A 13,672-nucleotide genomic window follows, 5' to 3' on the forward strand; every position below is an offset into this window, starting at 1 on the left:
TTTATACTGCGTTTTCAAAACCTCGCGATGGCGGGGTTTTTTATTACCCACACGCTGAATCGTTAAAGCATAAATATGATAACTTCACATTATTTATGCAAATAAATATCAGCAACTCAACAATAACGCGATCTTTCCCACATAATACTGGTTAATATTTATCATCTTCGCCCTCAGTGAAGCCCATCACATTTCCCTTTACGGCAAAACATTAGATTTGCTTACGAGATCAAATAATCGTTTCAGCAAAAAGGGATCAAAATGAAAATAAAACTGGCTTTAACGCTCCTTGCGGTACTGGTTTCGGGTCACGCCGCAGCAAAAACGTGGGTGCTGACCAGCGCTGAAAGCAGCGTAGAAAAAGGAAACTGGAAGATTTCCAGCGATGAGCTGAAAATTAACAACCAAACGTTCAGCATTGAGCAGAAAGTGTTGCACGGCGGAAAGCAGGAAGGCAGTAAAGTTATCATTATCAGCAGTAAAAACGGTCTGACAATTACCCTCAGCCCGACGCGTGGAATGAATCTTCTGCATGTGGAAGGTTTTGGTACCCGACTGGGGTGGAATTCTCCCGTTAAAGAGGTCGTTAACCCAGCGTATATAAATCTGGAAAGCAGAAATGGCCTCGGCTGGCTGGAAGGATTCAATGAGATGATGGTCCGCTGTGGTTATGAGTGGACGGGACACCCGGTCACGGCTGACGGCCAGATTTATACGCTTCACGGCAAGGCCGGTAATACCCCGGCTTCTCAGGTCGAAGTTGACGTCGCGGATACCGCCCCGTATGAAATTCGTATTCGCGGGTTAATCAAAGAGAGCACGTTTAAAAAAGCGGATCTGCAAACCATGACCGAACTGCGTTACGTTCCAGGAACTAACCAGTTCAGCCTGCATGATGTCCTGACAAACCATGCCGATTACCCTCATGACTATCAAATCATCTATCACAGTAACTTCGGGACGCCGATCCTCGAAGAAGGCGCACGCTTCCTTGCTCCGGCGGTAAGCGTGAGCCCCTTCAACGATTACGCTAAAGCGGGCTTAGACAACTGGCAAACCTATGCCGGGCCGACAAAAGGCTTTGATGAGATGGTCTTTAACATCAAACCGCTTGCGGACAACAACCACGAAACCCTCGCGGCGGTGGTCAACAAAGCCGGCGATAAAGGCGCGTCAATTCAGTTTGATACACGCCAGCTACCCGTGCTGACCTTATGGAAAAATACCGATACGCCAAAACAGGGGTACGTTACGGGGATTGAGCCGGGTACGAGCTACGCCTACCCCGTGACCATAGAACGTGAGCAGAAACGGGTTAAGCAATTACAGCCTGGAGCCAGCGCGCAGTTTGATCTCACCTATACCCTGCTTCATAGCCCGCAACAGGTGAAAGAGGTTGAAAACAGGATTGCGGCCATTCAGGGAGAGACAAAAACAGAAATCGTGACCACACCGCTGGCGAAGGAATAAACATTAAAAAAGCCTCTTTACAGAGGCTTTTTGCTATTCGTCACCCTTCTTATGATTCAAACCATACTCACGCAGCTTATTCGCAATCGCGGTATGCGATACGCCAAGCCGTTTTGCCAGTTTGCGAGTACTTGGATAGCTGCGATAAAGCTGCGTCAGGACGGAGCGTTCAAAGCGACTGGTAATATCATCCAGCGACCCTTCCATCGCCTCTTCACCTACCGATACCGTTCCGGCGTCGTAATCAGGCAGCAGAATATCCTGCGGACGCAGTTCATACCCTTCAAGTTGGGTAAGTGCACGATAAACGGCATTTTTAAGCTGACGGATGTTGCCCGGCCAACCGTAGCGCATTAACACCGTGCCGAGATCGGCAGAAAGCTTCGGACGCGGGACGCCCTGCTCGTCGGCAAAGCGGGCGACAAACAGTTCCGTTAACGGCATGATGTCCTGCGAACAATCGCGCAGCGGTGGAATGTTCAGCGTAAGGACGTTAAGGCGGTAATAGAGATCCTCGCGGAATATCCCCTTTTGCACCAGTTCCACCAGGTTTTTCTGGGTGGCACAGATGACACGCACGTCCACATGCACCTCATGATCTTCACCAACGCGGCGGAAGGTTCCGTCGTTCAGGAAACGCAGCAGCTTGGCCTGCATGCGCGGCGACATTTCACCGATCTCATCCAGCAGCACGGAGCCGCCGTTAGCCTGCTCGAAGAACCCTTTCTTGCCTTCCGGCGCGTGTCCAAACAGTTCGCTTTCAACAGCATCTTCCGGGATAGAGGCGCAATTAAGTGCCAGATACGGTTTAGCCGCACGCGGGCTTGCCAGATGCACAGCGTGAGCCAGCAGATCTTTCCCGGTACCGGTATCACCAGTAATCAGCAGCGGCGCGGTCAGGCTGGCGAGCTTGCGCGCCTGGTCAACCACATGACGCATTTTCGGGCTGACGGCAATAATCTGGCTAAATGCGCCGACATCCTGGCTGGAGAGGTTTTGCAGCTGGCGGCCCATACGTAACGTCGAGCGCAGCATAATTACGGCACCGGTCAGTACGCGAGTGTCGCTTTCCCCTTTCAGATAAACCGGTGTGATCTCCATCAGGAAATTCTGCCCGTTTATCACTACATGCTCGCTGTGGGTATTCTGCGGGTTGCTGTCCAGCCAGCGCTGGAAGTTAAAACCCGGGACCAGCTGTGCGGCATGTTGATTGCTGAGCTTCTCCTGGCTCTGTGCGAATAGCTGACAGCTTGCGTGGTTAACGCGCTCGACTTTACTTTTCAGATCCAGAGAGAGGAACGGTTCAGGCATGGCTTCCAGCAGCGCGCTCAGTGCCAGGTGCTCTCGCTCGGAGGGCATCCAGGGGATAGTGCGCACATCCGTAACGCCAGCGATACGGCGGATTTCCGCCATCAGACTGCTAAAGGTATTGAATTCAATTTCGGCAAAATTGAGGTAAATTCGCCCGACAGGATCGATCTCAATGCCACGTAAATCAATGCTACGTAAAACAAGAAGATCGAGTAACTCGCGGGTCAGACCGAGACGGTCTTCACAGAAGACTTCAAGACGCATGGGAAATTCACCGTTTTAAGCCAGTAACATTAAAATGATATGTCAGAACACGGTGAACCGGAAGATGGCTGTCAACAAATATTGACAGCCAGCACGATAAGTGAACAAAACCTCACGGAGCAGGTTTTTTATTGAGCGTCTCTTTAAGCTGGCCAATCAGTTCGCGCCGAAAATCCCCCAGCCGTGGCTTATCGCCATCGATCCACGGCAGCGGTCGGCACACTTCCATCGCCTTGATACCCAGACGCGCCGTCAGTAAGCCCGCGCCAATACCCTGCGCAGCGCGAGCCGAAAGACGCGCAGCCAGATCCTGCGACATCCAGTCCATGCCCACTTCACGCACCAGTTCGCTCGCACCAGCAAAGGCGATATTGAGTAACACCAGCTTGAACAGTCTGAGTCGACTGTAGTAACCCAGCTCGATACCGTAGAGATGAGCGATACGGTTAATCAAACGCAGGTTACGCCAGGCGATAAACGCCATATCCACCAGCGCCAGCGGGCTGACGGCAATCATCAGCGTGGACTCTGCCGCAGAACGGCTAATCTCGCGTCGCGCCTGGGCATCCAGTACCGGCTGAACCATATGGGAATAGAGCGTTACCACTTCCCGGTCATTCTGCGTTTCATGGATGGCGGCATACCAGCCCTGAAGCACCGGATGCGACTGATCGATACCGGCCTGGCTGGCCAGTTTCTCACAAAACGCGCGGCCTTTGCCGGTTCCGTGGCTGTGGAGGAGATCCCGGGCTTCATCACGCTCATGCGCGCGCTGTCGCAGACGCCAGAGACGTCGCCACTCCGTCGCAACAGACCCCACGCCCGCGCCAACAATCAGCGCACCTGCGGCACATCCGCCCAGTGCGACCCAGTCCTGCGTTTGCCAGGCGTTCATCGCCCACTGGACGCCCTGCCCGACCACGCTGACGCCGAACAGTGCCAGACCGGCGGTGACCATTCTGCGCCACACACTGCGTTTTGGACGCAAAGCGGCCTCCACGACCGCCTCCGCTGGCCCCTCCTCAACCGCGGGATCGTCCGGCAGTGCCGGGGCAAAGTTCTCTGCCTGCGTACCGCTGAACGTCTGCGCCGTTTTAAACGCTTCGCGATCCGCATGCTCAAGCGTTCCGGTAAAATCTATGCGTGGTTTTAACGGTTCCGTCATCGCAATTTATCTCCAATCAAAAACTCCAGCGCCGCATCCAGACGGATGTGTGGTAACGGCCGATCGACGCTCATCGCCTGAGGGCGGAAGGCTTCAAACTGGAAACCCTGGCTCTGCCAGAAGGCCTGGCCCGGCAGCCTGGCAGGCACTTCGCCCGGATAGACCGTAAGCGGCTCACCGTCGCTGAGGCGATTCCCGCGCAATGCCGGTATTTTCTCGCCGTTGAGATCAATCAGCCCGCTCTGCGTCGCCTGGACGGAGGCCAGCCCAAGACAATCCATGCTAATCCCTTCAAACGCGGCATTTTGCCACGCATCCTGCACCAGCTGCTGCAGCAGAGAAACCATGTTGGCATGCTGATCGACCGTCACGTGATCGGCTTTCGTGGCCGCGAACAGCAGCTTGTCGATCACCGGCGAGAAAAGACGACGGAACAGCGTCCGCTGCCCGTAGTGAAAACTCTGCATCAGTTGGGTCAGCGCGAGGCGCATATCGTTAAATGCCTGCGGCCCGCTGTTAAGCGGCTGCAGGCAATCTACCAGCACAATCTGGCGGTCGAAACGCAAGAAGTGGTTTTTATAAAATCCTTTGACCACTTTTTCGCAGTAGTAATTGTACCGCTCGCGCAGCATCCCGGCGTTCGTGTGTTTACCGGCCTGGGCCAGCTTCGATTCACCGGCGCCGTCCACATCTGGCCAGGGGAAGAACTGCAGCGCGGGCGCTCCGGCTAAGTCCCCCGGCAAGACAAAACGCCCCGGCTGGATGAAGTGCAGCCCTTCCTGTTTGCACTGATGAAGATAGTCCGTCCAGGCCTCGGCAATCGCCGCCAGACGGTTTTCATCCGCTGGTGCCAGCGGATCCAGACCTTCACACAGCGCTCGCCATTTCGTTGACCACGCAGCGCGTTGTCCCTGCAGCAACCCTGTCATCTGACGGGACCAGCTAAGGTAGTCCTGCGCCAGCATCGGCAAATCGAGCAGCCATTCGCCCGGGTAATCGACGATTTCCAGATACAGGGTGGAGGTATCCTTGAAGTGGCGCATCAGGGATTCATTTGAGCGGAAACGCAGCGCAAGGCGAATTTCACTCACGCCTCGCGTCGGCGTCGGCCACGCGGGCGGCTCCCCGTAAAGTTGTGCCAGCCCTTCGTCATAGGTAAAACGAGGAATACCAAAATCGCGCTGAGGGACGCGCTTAACGCCCAGCAGACGCTCTTCTCTCACGGCGCTGAGCAACGGCAGGCGCGCTCCGGCGTGCAGGTTCAGGAGCTGGTTCACCATCGCCGTTATGAATGCCGTCTTGCCGCTGCGGCTTAGACCGGTGACGGCCAGGCGCAGATGTCGGTCAACGCCACGGTTCACCAGTGAATTGAGTTCGTTCTTAAGTCGCTTCATCGCCATCCTTCATTGCCCGGAAGCCTGGAATGCATGGCTTCAGAATACAATAAATGGGGGCAGATCGTTGATTATCAATTCTTATTTATTGCTATTGCCGTTTTCTCTCCAGTAAGATGAGCGGCATTGCTGTCAGTCCGGAGTGAGTAAGGTGTATGTCACCCACCATCTATGATATCGCACGGGTTGCGGGCGTATCGAAATCAACCGTATCCCGCGTTCTGAATAAACAAACGAATATATCCCCCGAAGCACGTGACAAAGTGCTGAAGGCGATAGACGAATTAAATTATCAGCCCAACAAACTGGCCCGCGCACTGACCTCTTCTGGCTTCGATGCCATTATGGTTATATCGACCCGCTCGACCAAAACCACAGCCGGTAACCCTTTTTTCTCTGATGTTCTTCATGCGATTACAACAAAAGCGGAAGAAGAAGGTTTTGACGTTATTTTGCAAACATCCAAAAGCAGCGAAGACGATCTGCTGAAATGTGTGAGCAAAATAAAGCAGAAAATGATCAAAGGCGTCATCATGCTGAGTTCACCGGCAAATGAATCTTTTTTCAGCACGCTGGATGCGTATGGCGTACCCGTCGTCGTCATTGGCAAAGTGGAAGGTGATTATCAGAATATTTATTCCGTCGATACGGATAATTTTAATGACAGCGCCACGCTGACGGATAACTTCATTAAAAATGGGCGACGGAAAATTGCCTGTCTGCATGCACCGCTTGATTACCACGTTTCAATTGATCGTCTGGCGGGCTATAAAGCCAGTCTGGCAAAACATAATATTGCTATTCATTCCGACTGGATCATGGATGGTGGTTATACCCACGAGAGTGCACTCGCTGCGGCGATTACATTATTATCCTCGCCAGTTCCTCCTGATGCGGTATTCGCCACCGACAGCATGAAGTTGCTAAGCCTCTATCGTGCTGCGGATGAGTTAAATCTGATGATCCCTGAGCAGGTCGTGATAGCCGGATACAGTGACCCGATGCTCTCTCTCATTCTCACGCCAGCGCCAGGCGGGTTTGATATCCCTACTCGCAAGCTGGGTGAAGAGAGTTGCGATCTGCTCTTCAGGCGCATTAGTGGTCAACCTGCCCCGCAAAAAGTGCTTGTCGACACCCACTTTGTATTAGCGGCTTCTCTGCGCTAAAACCAGGGGCGGATCGCCCCTGGTAAGTGATGTATCAGAACGCGTAATTCACACCTACGCCCGCATAGTGGAAGCGGTCGCTCTCGCCCTCATCGTGGTTTTCCCATTCATACGCATATTCCAGCGTCATGGATAAACCGTTGTTGAAGTCATAGGCATACAGCATACCCAGGCGGTTGAAATCATGCCCTTCACGCGACGGATCGTCCTGCCAGTCCCAGTTTGACCAGCGGTCAAGACCCAGGCGGGTGTAAGGCGTTAAGGTTATCTGGCCCAACGAAACAGGCAGATAGGCGCGAATTTCCTGCGTGGAAAACTCGCCGTTATTACGTGAGCTGTCCATATTGAAACCGCGCTCTAAATAGTAATTTACTTTTGCGGAGACGGTTTCATTGATAGTCCAGGTAAAGCCCGTTTCGGTCTCAACACGGCTGTCAGCATAACCGGTTTTTTCCAGATCGTTAGCAAACTGATACATAGCAAGCCAGCCACTAAAGCGCCAGTCATCGGTTAATTTAATATCCCAGTCTGGCTGTACTTTGTAGCGCTGCATATTTGCGCTGCCGTCTTTGGCACCGTGCTCATCTTTAAAGTGATAACCATAATTACGGAAGCCGCCGGTCAGACCAAAAGTAAAATCATCGGTACCAATAAAGCGATAGCGTAATTCAAATTCCGGACGGTCAAAATAGGTTCCGCGCGTCATGCTGCTGTAATCGACGGGCCCTTCCTGATACATCGCCAGAGAAATTGTCCAGGCATCCCAGGTCGCATTAAACCACACGGAAGGTTCATATAATCCATCTTTATCGTCGCCCTGACCTTCGACGTTTTCAATTTCATACATGGCCCCGATATTAAATTCCCACTGTTTCGCAGTTTCTGCCGCTTGCGCACAGCTAACCCCTGCGCACAGAACGAGCGCAGCACTTTTTAGTAGAGTACTCATGAGATATTCCCTTTCTAATTAACCAACAAAAAAACCGGAAATTTGCATTTCCGGCAAACACCTTTCTTATCTAATAGCCGCTTCTGTATCAGCGTCGAAGAAATGGCACTTATTCATATCGAACTGGATGCCAATATTATCTCCGGCGACGTAGTCATTCGCTGCACCTGCACGGACAACCAGTTCATGCCCCCCTACGGTGGCATAAAGCATAAATTCAGCGCCGGTCAGTTCAGCCACGCTGACTTTCGCCGTGATGTCTTCTCCGCTGCTCTGCAGGGTAAGAATGTCTTCCGGACGGATACCGAAGACGACCGCTTTACGCTGGTAACCTTGTGCATTCAGTTCGGCCAGCTTGTCTTCAGGGATCTCCAGACGCAACGTTTCCGTTACGAAATAACGATCGTCGATAGCACCCCGAATGAAGTTCATCGCCGGTGAGCCAATAAACCCTGCGACAAACATATTGGCCGGCTCGTTGTACACCTGCTTCGGCGCCCCGACCTGCTGAATAATGCCGTCTTTTAAGATCACGATGCGGGTGGCCATCGTCATGGCTTCCGTCTGGTCGTGCGTAACATAAATCATGGTGGTATTAAGCTTCTGGTGCAGCTTGCTGATTTCAGCACGCATCTGCACGCGAAGCTTGGCATCAAGGTTGGACAGCGGTTCATCCATCAGGAAGACACCGGCTTCACGCACGATCGCCCGGCCTAACGCCACGCGCTGGCGCTGACCACCGGACAGTGCGCCAGGCTTACGCTTGAGATAATCACGTAACCCCAAAATCTGCGCCGCCCAGTTAACACGCTCCTCAATCACCGCAGGCGCTATTTTTTGCATTTTCAGGCCAAACGCCATGTTGTCGTAGACCGTCATATGCGGGTAAAGCGCGTAGTTCTGGAAGACCATCGCGATATCGCGAGATTTAGCGGGGACATCATTCATGCAGACCCCGTCAATGATCAGCTCACCGGCGCTGATCTCCTCCAGCCCGGCAATCATGCGCAGGGTCGTGGATTTACCACATCCCGATGGACCAACGAACACAATGAATTCTTTGTCTTCTATTTCGAGGTTGAAATCTTTAACCACATGGACCTGGTTATCGTAGATTTTCTGAATATGTTTTAGAGACAGTTGAGCCATAATTTATTCCTTATTAATACGCCGGGTTGCCCAGAATTCAGTCAGGCATGTCCAGGTCAGGTCCTGCGTTGAATGAAGTTGTAGTCCTGCATGGTTAAGGCCAGGCCCAATCCCTACCGACAACATCCCTGCGGCGTTGATTGCCTGAACGCCCGCAGCGGCATCTTCAATACCGATCGCCTCTTCAGGACGTACGTCCAGACCGGCACAGGCGGCGAGAAAAATCTCCGGGTCTGGCTTTGAGTGACGAATGCGGGAAGCATCCGCGCAAAAATCAAATGCCTGATGAATGCCCAGCGCGTGCAAAATCCCCGGGGCATTGAGCGATACGGACGCGAGCCCAATTTTGACTTTCGCTGCACGGATCTCCGCCAGCACGTCTCGAATCCCCGGAAGCAGCGAATCCTGCGTCAGCGATGCCAGCGACTGGACATAACGCGCGTTTTTTTTCGTCGCAAGCGCAAGGCACTGCTCATCGCTAAACATCCCCTCTTTTCCGCCATGCTTCAGAATGCGCAGGAGAGAATCCATACGGCTTATTCCCTTCAGCTGTTCGTTAAAGACTTCGTCGAAAGTGATGCCAATTTCCTCCGCCACGGCTCGCCAGGCCAGAAAGTGGAGGTGTGCGGTATCGGTGATCACACCGTCCAGATCGAATACAACAGCCTTAAGCGCCATGGTGCCCCTCCGTGGTAGCGGTCCCATTTTCAGATGCAAGAAAGTCCTTACGGGTGATAACTTTTCGCGCCGACACATGTAGCGTTTTGCCCCACAGCGTTACCGTGGCAGGTGCCGTCGTTTCAATGGTTAACACCTCGTTTTCATAGGTGAAATGCAGGGTTGCGTTGCGCCACCGCAGTGGGAATGCCAGTTTCTGCCAGTGAGCAGGCAGTTTCGGCGCAAGATGCAGTTCCCCTTCGATAATTTGCAGGCCAGCAAACCCCTGAACCGCGCCAGACCAGATCGCACCGGTGGCGGCAGCATGTATCCCTTCATCACTGCTGTGCGGATCGTCACCCAAATCAATGCCGATGCCATCACGCCAGAAGGCATAGGCCCCCTGCGTGTCACCGCATCGCGCGAGAACAATCCCGTGAATGGCTTTGCTCAATGACGAATCATGGATCGTGCGTGGCTCATAAAACGCCAGATTGGCGGCACACTGCTGCGGCGTAAACCGTTCCGGCAGCAGGTAGTTAAGCATCACCACATCGGCCTGCTTCAGGATCTGCATCTCGTTCACTTCCGCACGCGAATAATCGAGCAGAATCGTCTGCTTACCCGCTTTGGCTTTATAGCGGGTCAGATCAATGGCAGGTTTTGACATAAAGGAGTCATCCTGCGGGATCACACCCTCTGCATCGGCCTCTGGCAGCCATAAGCGCGCCAGGAACTGCGTGGCATTCTCCGTAAAACGCGCATCTTCACGCCCAAACATCGCCATAAACTGACCGGCACAGGCAACGTTGTGCCAGGCCAGATAGTTGGTGTAGGCATTGTTATTCACATGCTCGGTATATTCATCCGGCCCTATTACGTCATGGATTTCGAGACGACCATTGATTTCCGTTGCGCGTCCCATCCAGAACGAGGCGGTTTCCATCAGCAGCGTCAGACCCTCATTACGCATAAAGGCATCATCATGTGTCGCCTGCCAGTAAGCGACGACGGCCCAGGCGATATCTGCCACGATGTGATGCTCAGCAAGCGCGGAGGCCACCTTCTGGCGTATCCCGGTACGGATGTTGATCGCCGCGAACTCGGGCGTTTCTTCCTCCCCACTCGCCGCGCTTTCCCATGGGAACAACGCGCCGGGCCAGCCGTTACGACGGGCTTTCTCCCGGGCGCCAGCGAGATTAAGCCAGCGATAACGCAGCAGGCTGCGGGCAATCTGCGGGCGGGTAAACAGATGGAAAGGCAGCAGGAATATTTCGGTATCCCAGAATACGTGGCCTTTATACCCCTCTCCCGTCAGCCCTTTCGCGGCGATACTGCTTCGCTCGTCATGGGCAGGCGTCATCGTGGTCAGGTGCCAGACCGCATAATCCAGCGCCATCTGATCCTGAGGTTCCGCAGACGTCACTTCCACACGAGCGTCACGCCAGACGGCTTTCCAGGCATACGCTGAACTTTCCAGCAAGGCGTCGTAGCCTCTTGCTGCGCAGACTTTGAGATCGGCCAGCGCGTTGCGAGCGAAAGACTCCTGCGACAGCGCTTTATCACTGCGATGGGTTACCCAGACAATTTTTTCAAGCGTGACAGTGTCACCCTGCGCAATCGTCAGGGAATGGTGCACGTTGAGACGACGATTTTTTGCGGTAAAACAGCTGTCGCTCTTCGTTGAGAGCTGACAAAACGCCGAAACGACGACATCTGACGCCCGGTCCTGCGTTTCATACACGCCCTGCATGTAGTGCTGGTCAAAGACTCTGACCGAGATTTCATCCAGATGCTGTCTGCCGCTGTTCGTTTGCGTTGCATCAATACCGGTTTTCAGCACGGCCTGCGAAGCAGCATCAAGCGGCGTGATCGAAAGCTGCATGGCCACCAGAGGCAACTGGTCCAGCGACACAAAACGACGGCTTTCCAGCCGATAACGGTTTCCGTCGGGCGAACGCCAGACAACGCGACGATGCAGCTCGCCGTTAGCGAAAGCCAGCTCGCGCTGCCACTCCAGAATGTCCCCTGCGAGGAGGGTGAAATTGACGCCATTCAACTCAACATCAATGCCGGTGATATCGGGCAGATTGACGAGCTCGGTGGTTTCGTTGCGTCCCGCACGATGATACAGACCCGCAAGGTACATGCCTCTGGTTTGCAGGGTGTAATCTTCTTCATGCGCAGCGCGAATGCCCATGTAGCCGTTGCCGCAGGCCATAACAGAGGCGTATTTATTCAGGCTGTGAGGACAAAAGCCCGGATCGGTTAAGACAGACACGTTCAGCATAATGTCACGCATTCCCCTGTTTCTGCTGATTCATAAAGCGCGGCGACAAGCTGCTGAATAACCAGGCCCTGTTCTGCATCCGCGATCATGACGGGCTCACCCTGAACATGGCGTACGAAGGCATCCATACTGCGTAAATGTCGCTGGTCATCAGCCTCTTCACGCTGCGCGAGGGTGACTAACGCCCCGGCTTCGTCGTTATAGATGTGCGCCGGGAACAGCGTTGCCCCCGCTTTTTCGCCGCAGAAAGCGACATTCATGATGGACTGCTCGCGGATGTTAAGCGCAAAGGAGGTGTCCAGACGCAGAATGCCGCCGTTACAGAATTCAATCGTGCCAAACAGGGCATCCTCAACGGTGTATTGCGTAGGATCCCACTCGCCAAACTGGCCGGTACTTTTGCGGTTTCCCAGCCTCTGAAAGCTGTGCGCGGTCACACGCTTTACCGCAGGGAAACCCAGGACATACATGGCGGCATCAAGCATATGAATGCCGATATCAATCAGCGGTCCGCCACCCTGTAATGATTTGTTGGTAAACACGCCCCACCCCGGCACACCGCACCGCCTCACAGCCTGCGCCGATGTGAAGTAAACTTCACCGAGCGTGCCATTCATTACCGCCTCTCGCAGTTGCTGGGTATCCAGGGCAAAGCGGTGGTGAAAATCATAGGCCAGCACTTTGCCTGCTTTACGCGCCGCGATGCGCATCTGGTCGGCCTGTTGCGGCGTCATCGCCGGGGGTTTTTCACACATCACATGACACCCCGCTTCGAGGGCAGCCATGACATGTTCAAAATGGAACCGGTTAGGCGAGCAGACGCTCACCACGTCCGGCTTCACCGTTTGCAACATCTCGTGAGCGTCCTGCCATGCCGATGGAATAGCATAACGTTCCGCGAACGCCTGTGCCTGCTCAAGGCGGCTGTCCATGACAGCCACCATGTGAACATCACTGCGCGTGGCGTAATACGAGGCATGCACTTTGTCCGCGACCTGCCCGGCGCCAATAATGGCGACGCGCAGAGGCGAAGGTGTAGTAGCACTCATCACGCTCGTCATCCTTAGCATTCACGCAAATAAGTGAGTGAGTCCTGATAAGCCTGAGCCGGATTGTCGGCGCGAACGCGGCACTCATACACCACATAACCCTGGTAGTTATCGGCACGCAGCTGATCGAACAGGCTGGCGAAATCGAGGCTGCCGCTGCCCGGCTGATAGCGGTGGTTATCAGCAATATGCACATGCCCCAGCAGATCGCGGTTCTGATGCAGCGCATCCGTCAGCGAGTCTTCTTCAATGTTCATATGATAGAAATCACCGATGATCTGCACGTGCTTGAGATCGTTCTCTTCGATATAACGACGCGCGTCTGCCAGGGTATTGATCATATGATCCTGGTAGCGGTTCAGCGGTTCCAGGTAGACGGTCGTACCGGTGCGTGCAGCAACCTCATCCAGCCAGCGCAGCGACGCGCTTACCGCTTTGCGGTCGCCGTCCAGGCTGCGTGGGGAAGTCATTGGCGGCAAACGGTAGGTAAACATTCCCCAGGCCGCAGGCACGATAATGCCCTTTCCACCCACTTCCGCCAGGGCTTGCAGAATGCGTTCAATCTGCTGTAGCCCGTTGAGACGACGTTCTTCGATAAAATCACCGATCCAGCCATCGTATCCGCCACATGCCGTCGTCACCGGCAGACCCGTGGCTTTGATAGCCGCTTTCACTTCGTCGAGGTTTTCGACCAGCAGTTTGCCGTCAATTTCGTAGCCATCAAAACCCATCGCTTTGATGTACTCGAATTTTTCCATAATGTTGGCTGGGAAAAAGGCCTGGTTTTGCGTTGCGATTTTCATGATTT

11 protein-coding genes are annotated in these 13,672 nt (G+C 53.9%); 2 read left to right on the forward strand and 9 right to left on the reverse strand.

Going from position 1 to position 13,672, the window contains the following annotated elements; all coding sequences use genetic code 11:
• The first annotated feature begins 261 nt into the window (after nucleotides 1-261).
• Nucleotides 262-1,470: an aldose 1-epimerase family protein gene (locus ABFI50_RS20985; RefSeq protein ID WP_088126693.1), complete on the forward strand. Its 1,209-nt coding sequence runs from the start codon at nucleotides 262-264 to the stop codon at nucleotides 1,468-1,470.
• Nucleotides 1,471-1,503: 33 nt separating this feature from the next.
• On the opposite strand, the gene tyrR is transcribed toward ABFI50_RS20985, so the two are convergent.
• The 3 genes from tyrR to ABFI50_RS21000 all read right to left on the reverse strand — a co-directional run bounded on the left by tyrR (nucleotide 1,504) and on the right by ABFI50_RS21000 (nucleotide 5,604).
• Nucleotides 1,504-3,045, reverse strand: a complete 1,542-nt coding sequence (gene tyrR / locus ABFI50_RS20990; RefSeq protein WP_088126692.1) for a transcriptional regulator TyrR — start codon at nucleotides 3,043-3,045, stop codon at nucleotides 1,504-1,506.
• A gap of 112 nt (nucleotides 3,046-3,157) precedes the next feature.
• Nucleotides 3,158-4,210, reverse strand: a complete 1,053-nt coding sequence (locus tag ABFI50_RS20995; protein ID WP_088126691.1) for a YcjF family protein — start codon at nucleotides 4,208-4,210, stop codon at nucleotides 3,158-3,160.
• Entirely contained in the window at nucleotides 4,207-5,604 is a 1,398-nt protein-coding gene (locus ABFI50_RS21000) for a YcjX family protein (RefSeq protein WP_088126690.1), read from the reverse strand. The genes ABFI50_RS20995 and ABFI50_RS21000 overlap by 4 nt, the downstream gene beginning before the upstream one ends.
• Nucleotides 5,605-5,759: 155 nt before the next feature.
• On the opposite strand from ABFI50_RS21000, the gene ABFI50_RS21005 reads away from it, so the two are divergent.
• A complete protein-coding gene (locus ABFI50_RS21005; RefSeq protein ID WP_032636325.1) occupies nucleotides 5,760-6,770 on the forward strand; it encodes a LacI family DNA-binding transcriptional regulator in 1,011 nt (336 codons plus the stop codon).
• A gap of 34 nt (nucleotides 6,771-6,804) precedes the next feature.
• Here ABFI50_RS21005 and ABFI50_RS21010 read toward each other — a convergent pair whose 3' ends face one another.
• The 6 genes from ABFI50_RS21010 to ABFI50_RS21035 form a co-directional block, all read right to left on the reverse strand.
• Nucleotides 6,805-7,719 (reverse strand): OmpG family monomeric porin, encoded by a 915-nt coding sequence (locus ABFI50_RS21010; protein ID WP_045268224.1) that lies wholly within the window; start codon nucleotides 7,717-7,719, stop codon nucleotides 6,805-6,807.
• 66 nt (nucleotides 7,720-7,785) lie between these two features.
• Nucleotides 7,786-8,868 (reverse strand): ABC transporter ATP-binding protein, encoded by a 1,083-nt coding sequence (locus ABFI50_RS21015; protein WP_014884050.1) that lies wholly within the window; start codon nucleotides 8,866-8,868, stop codon nucleotides 7,786-7,788.
• A 3-nt stretch (nucleotides 8,869-8,871) separates the two neighbouring features.
• Nucleotides 8,872-9,546 (reverse strand): beta-phosphoglucomutase, encoded by a 675-nt coding sequence (pgmB, locus tag ABFI50_RS21020; protein ID WP_347485001.1) that lies wholly within the window; start codon nucleotides 9,544-9,546, stop codon nucleotides 8,872-8,874.
• Complete coding sequence (locus tag ABFI50_RS21025) at nucleotides 9,536-11,815, reverse strand: glycoside hydrolase family 65 protein (protein WP_332958322.1); 2,280 nt, start codon at nucleotides 11,813-11,815, stop codon at nucleotides 9,536-9,538. The genes pgmB and ABFI50_RS21025 overlap by 11 nt, the downstream gene beginning before the upstream one ends.
• Entirely contained in the window at nucleotides 11,809-12,867 is a 1,059-nt protein-coding gene (locus tag ABFI50_RS21030) for a Gfo/Idh/MocA family oxidoreductase (protein ID WP_086527826.1), read from the reverse strand. Before ABFI50_RS21030 ends, ABFI50_RS21025 begins: the two co-directional genes overlap by 7 nt.
• 11 nt (nucleotides 12,868-12,878) lie before the next feature.
• Nucleotides 12,879-13,667, reverse strand: coding sequence for a sugar phosphate isomerase/epimerase family protein (locus ABFI50_RS21035; protein ID WP_332958295.1), 789 nt, complete (start codon nucleotides 13,665-13,667; stop codon nucleotides 12,879-12,881).
• Nucleotides 13,668-13,672 lie beyond the last annotated feature (5 nt).

The organism is Enterobacter sp. HNDS-6 (assembly GCF_039850505.1).
Classification (GTDB): domain Bacteria; phylum Pseudomonadota; class Gammaproteobacteria; order Enterobacterales; family Enterobacteriaceae; genus Enterobacter; species Enterobacter kobei.

Coding starts and splice junctions, on each gene's coding strand:
- ABFI50_RS21035 (WP_332958295.1), bottom strand. CDS start 13,667: ATGAAAATCGCAACGCAAAACCAGGCCTTTTTCCCAGCCAACATTATG.
- ABFI50_RS21025 (WP_332958322.1), bottom strand. CDS start 11,815: ATGCTGAACGTGTCTGTCTTAACCGATCCGGGCTTTTGTCCTCACAGC.
- tyrR (WP_088126692.1), bottom strand. CDS start 3,045: ATGCGTCTTGAAGTCTTCTGTGAAGACCGTCTCGGTCTGACCCGCGAG.
- ABFI50_RS21015 (WP_014884050.1), bottom strand. CDS start 8,868: ATGGCTCAACTGTCTCTAAAACATATTCAGAAAATCTACGATAACCAG.
- ABFI50_RS20995 (WP_088126691.1), bottom strand. CDS start 4,210: ATGACGGAACCGTTAAAACCACGCATAGATTTTACCGGAACGCTTGAG.
- pgmB (WP_347485001.1), bottom strand. CDS start 9,546: ATGGCGCTTAAGGCTGTTGTATTCGATCTGGACGGTGTGATCACCGAT.
- ABFI50_RS21000 (WP_088126690.1), bottom strand. CDS start 5,604: ATGAAGCGACTTAAGAACGAACTCAATTCACTGGTGAACCGTGGCGTT.
- ABFI50_RS21010 (WP_045268224.1), bottom strand. CDS start 7,719: ATGAGTACTCTACTAAAAAGTGCTGCGCTCGTTCTGTGCGCAGGGGTT.
- ABFI50_RS20985 (WP_088126693.1), top strand. CDS start 262: ATGAAAATAAAACTGGCTTTAACGCTCCTTGCGGTACTGGTTTCGGGT.
- ABFI50_RS21005 (WP_032636325.1), top strand. CDS start 5,760: ATGTCACCCACCATCTATGATATCGCACGGGTTGCGGGCGTATCGAAA.